This is a genomic window from Nonomuraea sp. NPDC001684, assembly GCF_053596515.1.
On sequence record NZ_JBSFGJ010000824.1, the window covers coordinates 1 to 1,841 of the forward strand.

Here is a 1,841-nt window from a genome sequence, read left to right on the forward strand (position 1 = left end):
TTCACCGCCAGCACCCGGCCCTGCAGGTCCGGCCCCACCTTGGTCTGGATGACCGACAGCCAGTGCGCGTTGCCGATGCTCATGCAGGCCAGCCGGACGAACAGGCCCACCGCGACCAGCCCCACGACCGGCCACGCGCCCATCAGGACGACACCGACCCCGGAGCCGATCACGAAGGCGATCATGCCGGTCGCCCGGCGGCGGCTGCCGCCCCACACCAGGATCACGCCCGTGCCCACCGCCACGCCGAGACCGCCGGCGGCCGTCACCACGCCCAGGTCGGCCGAGCTGCCGATGGACAACACGATCGGGGTGATGAGCACCCACATCAGCGCGGTGCAGAAGTTGACCACCGCGAAGAAGACCGCCATCACCAGCAGCGGCCGCCGCCGGCGGATGAAGCGCCATCCGCCGCTCAGCGCCGCCCGGAAGCTCTCCTCCCGCCGGTGGAAGAGCCGGTTCGGGAACCTGACCGCGAGCAGCGTCCCCACGCCGATCGCGAAGGTGGCCACGTCGATGGAGATCACCGCCGACAGCCCGAACAGGCCGATCAGCGCCCCGCCCGCCAGCGGGGCCACCACGTTGCCCGCGCCGAATCCCAGGTTGGCCATGGCGTTGGCCTGCGGCAGGTACGGCTTGGGCACCAGCTGCGCGATCGCGGCCAGGTAGGCGGGCTGATGGAACGCCGTGACCATCGAGGTGACGGCGACGATGAGACAGACGTTCCACAACTCCAGCCGGCCGGTCGCCATCAGCAGCACCAGCGCCCCCATCGCCAGCCCGGACAGGGCGTCGCAGGCGAGCATGATCCGCCGCCGGTCCACCCGGTCGGCCAGCGCGCCGCCCAGCGGGGTGAGCAGCACGGCCGGGATCTGCGCCAGCATCGTGACCAGCGCGAGGTCCAGGATCTCGCCGCTGCGCTGGTAGGCCCAGATGCCCAGCGCGAAGGCGCTGAGCGCGTTGCCCACCGCCGACGCGAACTGCCCGCCGGCGACGGTGTAGAAGGAGCGCAGGCCGGTCCGGTCAGGCGGGCGCACCGGATCCGGGAGCTCGCCGTCCGACCAGCGCCGTAGCTGGCCGAACACCAGGGCGGCCAGCGGCTCGGCCTGATGGCGCAGGAAGTAGTGACCGGCCCTGGGCAGCACGGCGTGCCCCACCCTCGACGCGAAGGCGCCCCATTCGGCGTAGCGCTCCTCGTGCAGCTGGGTGGCCCGGTCCCGCTCGCCCACCAGGCACAGGATCGGCGCCGCCAGCCGCGGGCCGTCGGCGGCCAGCTCCCGGGTGAACCACTCCTGCGCCTGCGTGGAGTCGTGGCGCATCGCGCGCACCGCGGTCGCCTTGGCGGCCTCGTCCATGTCGTCGAGCAGGCCGCCCGACGCCCGCAGCGCGTCGCGGAACAGCCGGTCGGAGACCAGGCGGTCGCCGCGGAACAGCTTCCTGGCCAGGCCGGGCAGCCGGGCGGACGGGAAACTGCCCGCCGCGATCACGCCCAGCACCGGCACGCCGTCAGCCTCCAGCCTGCGGGCCAGCGCCACGGCCGGCGCGGAGCCGACGCAGTGCCCGTACACCGCCACCGGACGGCTGATCGAGGACTTCGCCACTTCGGCGGACAACGCCTCGACGAGGTCCTCCAGGGGCAGCGGCAGCTCGTCGGGTCTGGCGGGGTCGTGGCCGGGCAGCTCGACCGAGAGCACCTCGACCCGGTCGCCCAGCGCCTGGGCCAGCGGCTGGTAGACCGCCGCGGAACCGCCGCCGTACGGCACGCAGAGCAAGGTGAACTCGCTGGCCGGGCCGCCGCCCAGGCGGTGCAGCAGGCCGCCGCCGCTCTCCTGGCCGAGGAA

1 protein-coding gene is annotated in these 1,841 nt (G+C 73.7%); it reads right to left on the reverse strand.

The annotated features are described in order from the left end of the window. Nucleotides 1–1,841: MFS transporter (locus tag ACWCSD_RS52205; protein WP_449927298.1), on the reverse strand; the 1,841-nt coding region annotated here is incomplete at both ends.